At 63.6% G+C, this 4753-nt stretch carries 6 protein-coding genes and 1 pseudogene; 2 read left to right on the top strand and 5 right to left on the bottom strand.

The features are described from left to right. On the bottom strand, nucleotides 1-380 hold a 380-nt coding region (locus EN984_RS23020; protein WP_127383963.1), incomplete at its 3' end, for a M20/M25/M40 family metallo-hydrolase. Nucleotides 381-506: 126 nt separating this feature from the next. On the opposite strand from EN984_RS23020, the gene EN984_RS23015 reads away from it, so the two are divergent. Next, nucleotides 507-1547, top strand: a complete 1041-nt coding sequence (locus EN984_RS23015) for a 2-dehydropantoate 2-reductase (RefSeq protein ID WP_127269736.1) — start codon at nucleotides 507-509, stop codon at nucleotides 1545-1547. On the opposite strand, the gene EN984_RS23010 is transcribed toward EN984_RS23015, so the two are convergent. The 4 genes from EN984_RS23010 to dapD form a co-directional block, all read right to left on the bottom strand. Continuing rightward, nucleotides 1450-2223 (bottom strand): hypothetical protein, encoded by a 774-nt coding sequence (locus tag EN984_RS23010; RefSeq protein ID WP_127272696.1) that lies wholly within the window; start codon nucleotides 2221-2223, stop codon nucleotides 1450-1452. The genes EN984_RS23015 and EN984_RS23010 overlap by 98 nt on opposite strands. A 13-nt stretch (nucleotides 2224-2236) precedes the next feature. Beyond that, a complete protein-coding gene (locus tag EN984_RS23005; protein ID WP_023810766.1) occupies nucleotides 2237-2614 on the bottom strand; it encodes a DUF805 domain-containing protein in 378 nt (125 codons plus the stop codon). After that, nucleotides 2607-2969: a DUF805 domain-containing protein gene (locus tag EN984_RS23000; protein WP_127269740.1), complete on the bottom strand. Its 363-nt coding sequence runs from the start codon at nucleotides 2967-2969 to the stop codon at nucleotides 2607-2609. The genes EN984_RS23005 and EN984_RS23000 overlap by 8 nt, the downstream gene beginning before the upstream one ends. 72 nt (nucleotides 2970-3041) lie before the next feature. After that, the gene (gene dapD, locus EN984_RS22995) at nucleotides 3042-3896 is read right to left on the bottom strand and encodes a 2,3,4,5-tetrahydropyridine-2,6-dicarboxylate N-succinyltransferase (RefSeq protein WP_127269742.1); all 855 of its coding nucleotides are present in this window, start codon (nucleotides 3894-3896) and stop codon (nucleotides 3042-3044) included. 227 nt (nucleotides 3897-4123) lie between these two features. Between dapD and EN984_RS22990 the strand changes: the two are divergent. After that, nucleotides 4124-4753, top strand: a pseudogene (locus EN984_RS22990) (LOG family protein); the annotation flags it as partial.

Raw genomic sequence — 4753 nt, 5'->3', positions numbered from 1 at the left:
CCATTGGCCTCGACATGGCGCGCCACGGCGGCGATGAAACAGGCGATGCCGCCCTTCATGTCGACGGCGCCGCGGCCATACATCTCGCCATTGGCGATCTCGGCGGCGAAAGGCGGATGCGTCCAGGCGGCTTCGTCGCCGACAGGCACCACGTCAGTGTGTCCGGCGAACATCAGATGCGGGCCATTGCCGGAGCGCCTTGCATATAGGTTTTCGATATCGGGCGTGCCGTCTTCGGAAAACACCGGCCGATCGACCAGGAAGCCGAGCGGTTTGAGCATCGTCTCCAGCGCGGTCAGCGCGCCGCCCTCAGCGGGCGTCACCGAAGCGCAACGGATAAGGGCGGCGAGGTTTTCGGCGGGATCGGTCGGCAGCGTCATGGCAAAAGCGATAGTCGAAAGCGCAGGGCCTGTCACGGCCAGACATAGGGGCCAGCGTCATGGCTGGCGATGCCGCCAATATTATGGTTTTCATGTCGTATAGCTCCGACCCGGCGCGGCGACAGGATGGCAGACAAGGACAGAAGGATCGTCATAGCCGGTGCCGGCAGCATCGGCTGCTATGCCGGCGGCTGCCTGGCGTTGGCCAACCGAGAGGTCATTCTGCTGGCTCGGCCGCGCATCGAGGCAGCGCTACGGCAGGGTGGATTGCGGGTCAGCGACCTCCAGGGCCGCGATCGCTCGATCAAGCCCGAGGCGCTTGTCGTCACCGTCGATCCGGCCGCCGCTTTGCCGCTGGCGGACGTGATCCTGGTCACGGTCAAGAGCGGCGCCACCCAGGATATGGCGGATCTTATCAAAGCCCATGCCCGGCCCAACGCCGTGGTGATCAGCCTGCAAAACGGTGTCGACAATGCCGACAGGCTGCGTGCTGGAGTTGCCGGACGTACGGTGCTGGCCGGCATGGTGCCGTTCAATGTGGTGCAGTCGCCGGACGGCGAACTGCCGCTGCGCGTGCACCGCGCTAGCGACGGCATGGTGATGGTCGAGGACGGCACCGCCGGCCTGGTCGGCCTGCTTGGCGTCGAAGGGTTTGCGGTCGAAACCCATGGCGACATAAAAGCCGTGCTGTGGGGCAAGCTGCTGATGAATTTGAACAACGCGCTGGTGGCGCTTTCCGGCCTGCCGCTGGCAACCGAACTGGCCGACCGGCGCTGGCGGCTGATCCTGGCCAGCCAGATCGACGAGGCCCTGAGAGCGATGAGAGCGTCCGGCATCGAGCCGGCGCGGATCGCCGGCCTGCGGCCGGCGTTGCTGCCGAAGGTGCTCAGGCTGCCGGACTGGCTGTTCAAGCTGCTGGCGCGGCGCTTGCTGGCGATCGACCTGCAGGCGCGCTCGTCTATGTGGGACGATCTGCAGCGCGGCCGGCCGACGGAGATCGACGACTTGCAGGGCGCCATCCTGCGGCTGGCGGAAAAAGCCGGCACGCCCCTGCCGACGGTCCAGCGGATCACCGCTTTGGTGCGCGCAGCGGAAGCGGAGCGGCTTGGCTCGCCGGGCCTGGCGCCGGAGCAGGTTGTTGCACCGGCCGGCCGTCGATCAACGTGATCTTCTGCCAGATTTTCCGCGACAGGTTGGATGCCAGGTTCTCGATGTCGTTGACGCCGTCGATGACCACGTCGTCATTGACCGACTGCGCGAAGAGCGCTGCGATCTTGCCGGTGATCGACAGCATTTCGGAGCAATAGTCGAGGTAACGCGCCAGGTCGGCGGCATTGGTGATACGGGCCGGCGAGTGCGCCGTCGGCTTGAAATCGGCCGAAAGGGCTGCCGGATCCTTGGTCAGCTGGTGCATGTCGATGACATGGATCAGCGAACGCAGGCCGTGCAGCTGGCGAAACACCCTTTTGCGCTTGATGCGCTCCTCGGTGCGGATCAGAGCAAGCAAGCCCAACACAGCCAGTATGACGGTGTTGATCGAAGCCTCTATGCCTTGCACCGACTGCAGGGCATCGTGGGTTCCCGAAATGCGGTCGATCGGCAAGATGGTACCGACGAACAGGAACACCAGCACACCCGTGACGAAGGCGGCGACGATGAGCCCGCGCAGCCACCAGATCGGTGCTTCGAGCACCTTGGCCGCCTTGGCCAGATCGCGCGACAGCGAGACCAGTTCGGCGGCGACGCCACGCAATCCCGCTTCAGGGAAACGGTCGGCGATCCGCTCTTCCAGCCGCTCGGCGGTTTCGACGATCAGTTTCGGATCAAGCGTGCGGTAGCGCATGTCCGATCGGCCCTCAGGATTGTTCCGGCTCGTTGGTGCGCCGGCCATAGCGGTTGGGTCCAGGCTGCCCTGGAAACAGGCACAACACAAGGAAGGCGACGATCGAGACCACCGGCACGAACAGGATCAGCGCGGCAATGCCCGGCTTGTCCAAATCGTGCAGCCGCTTCACCGCCAGGGCGATGTTCGACCACAGCGAGGCGATGAAGGCGACGAAGAAGATGAACGACCACATGTTGCTCTCGGCCGAACCTTCCGGCACCAGCGTGAAGCGGTAGAGCGGGAAGGCCTGGATGATGGCGACGAGCAACCCGCCAAGAAAATAGGCCGCGCGACTGACGCGGCCCGAGGTTTTGAAGAAAAGCCAGGTGAGATCTGATCTGTCAGGCAAGCGGGTCCGGTCCATATTGATTGGCGCCTCTGGCGCCTTCGAGAATGCCGCATTCCACCAGAAACCAGATCGGGCCGATGAGCGGCACCAGCATGATTAGGCTCCACCAGCCCGACTTGCCGCGATCATGCCAGCGCTTGGCGTAGACTGCGAGCGCGAAATAGATCGAGACCAGAGCGATGAGAATGCCGATGATGCCGATCTGGGCGCCACTGGCGGTGGTGAGACGTGTACCGAGGATCGCATCGAGAATGAAGGCAACGATACCAATGACGATGAAAACGCCAATCGCGGCCCAGAACTTGCCACGGTTGATGCGACCATCAAAACTTGTGAGCAGATACTTCCAGTCCATGTCACCCCTCCATCTTGAACCAGCGCGACCGATTGTCGCGCCGGCGGAAGGTGCGCTCGCTTTGCGCAAAGATCAATCGCGCAGCAATTCGTTGATCGAGGTTTTGGAGCGGGTCTTGGCGTCGACACGCTTGACGATGACGGCGCAGTAAAGGTTGGGACCCGGCTCGCCGTTCGGAAAGGGCTTGCCCGGCATCGTTCCGGCGACGACGACGGAATTGGGCGGCACTTCGCCATAGAAGATCTCGCCGGTGGCGCGGTCGACGATCTTGGTCGACTGGCCGATGAAGACGCCCATGCCGAGCACCGAGCCTTCGCGCACGATGCAGCCCTCGACCACCTCCGAACGCGCGCCGATAAAACAATTGTCCTCGATGATGGTCGGGCCGGCCTGCATCGGCTCCAGCACGCCGCCGATGCCGACGCCGCCGGACAGATGCACGTTCTTACCGATCTGGGCGCAGGAGCCGACCGAGGCCCAGGTGTCGACCATGGTGCCGCTGTCGACATACGCGCCGACATTGACGAAGGACGGCATCAGCACGGCGCCCGGTGCGACATAGGCCGAACGGCGCACGACCGACGACGGCACGGCTCGGAAGCCCGCCTTTTCGAAATCGACGGCACTCCAGCCGTCGAACTTCGACGGCACCTTGTCCCACCACACCGCCTCGCCGGGTCCCCCCTTGATGATCTCCATCGGGTTGAGCCGGAACGACAACAGCACGGCCTTCTTCAGCCACTGGTTGACATGCCACTTGCCGTCGGCCTGCCGCTCGGCGACGCGGACGGCGCCGCGGTCGAGCAGATCGAGCGCCGACTGGATGGCGTCGCGCGTTTCGCCGCGCGTTGCCGTCGAAATCGCGTCGCGTTCCTCGAAGGCCTTCTCGATGGTCTTTTCGAGGCTCGCCAGATCGGGCTTCGACATGAATTCGCTCCATTACCAAGCTGTTAAGGGGCAACGCCTTAACCTGTTTTGAAAGTCGCGCGGACCCCTTGGCAGGCTTTGCCTGCCTGGATCTTCGCATGTAGCAGGTTCTTGTCACAAAACCGCAGGACACTTTTGCGGAACCTGCTTATGTGAAGCCTTGGTGAGGGTCAATCGCGGCTGCGTCATGGGGCGGCGCAAGTGAAGAATTTGGACGGGTAGAGCATATGACACCTATGGAAAAGGCGGGCTGGACGCCACTGCCGCATTCGGACGAGGATCTGGAGCGGTCGAAGAGTGTGCCGGATACGCCGCAGACGCGTGCCGAAACCTACCGGCTCGCCTGGAACGATCCCGACTTCATGACGCGGCGCGAGTTGCGCGCGGTCCGGCTGCAGCTTGAACTCCTGAAACCGGAAATGATCCTGGCCGAACGCGGCATCCGTTCGACGGTGATCCTGTTCGGCGGCGCGCGCCTGCCGGAACCCGGCGGCGAGGCCTGGGCGGCCAAGAACGAGACGCAGAAGAAGACCCCCGAGAAAAACAGAAAATACTAGGAGGAGGCGCGGAAATCCGCCCGCCTCTGCTCGCAGCAGTCGGCTACCTCCTATTACCGCGAATATGTCGTGGTGACCGGTGGCGGGCCCGGCGTGATGGAAGCGGGAAACCGCGGCGCCGACGATGTCGGCGCGCCGTCGATCGGCCTCAACATCGTCCTGCCGCACGAGCAGGCGCCGAACATCTATGTGACGCCGGAGCTCTGCTTCAACTTCCATTATTTTGCTATCCGCAAGATGCATTTCGTCATGCGCGCCAAGGCGGTCGCGGTGTTTCCGGGCGGCTTCGGCACGATGGAT

Source organism: Mesorhizobium sp. M7A.F.Ca.CA.004.12.1.1 (assembly GCF_003997835.1).
In the GTDB taxonomy this organism is placed as follows: Bacteria; Pseudomonadota; Alphaproteobacteria; order Rhizobiales; family Rhizobiaceae; genus Mesorhizobium.
The sequence above is the reverse complement of the archived record's forward strand: the minus strand, read 5'-3'. Positions and strand labels throughout refer to the sequence as shown.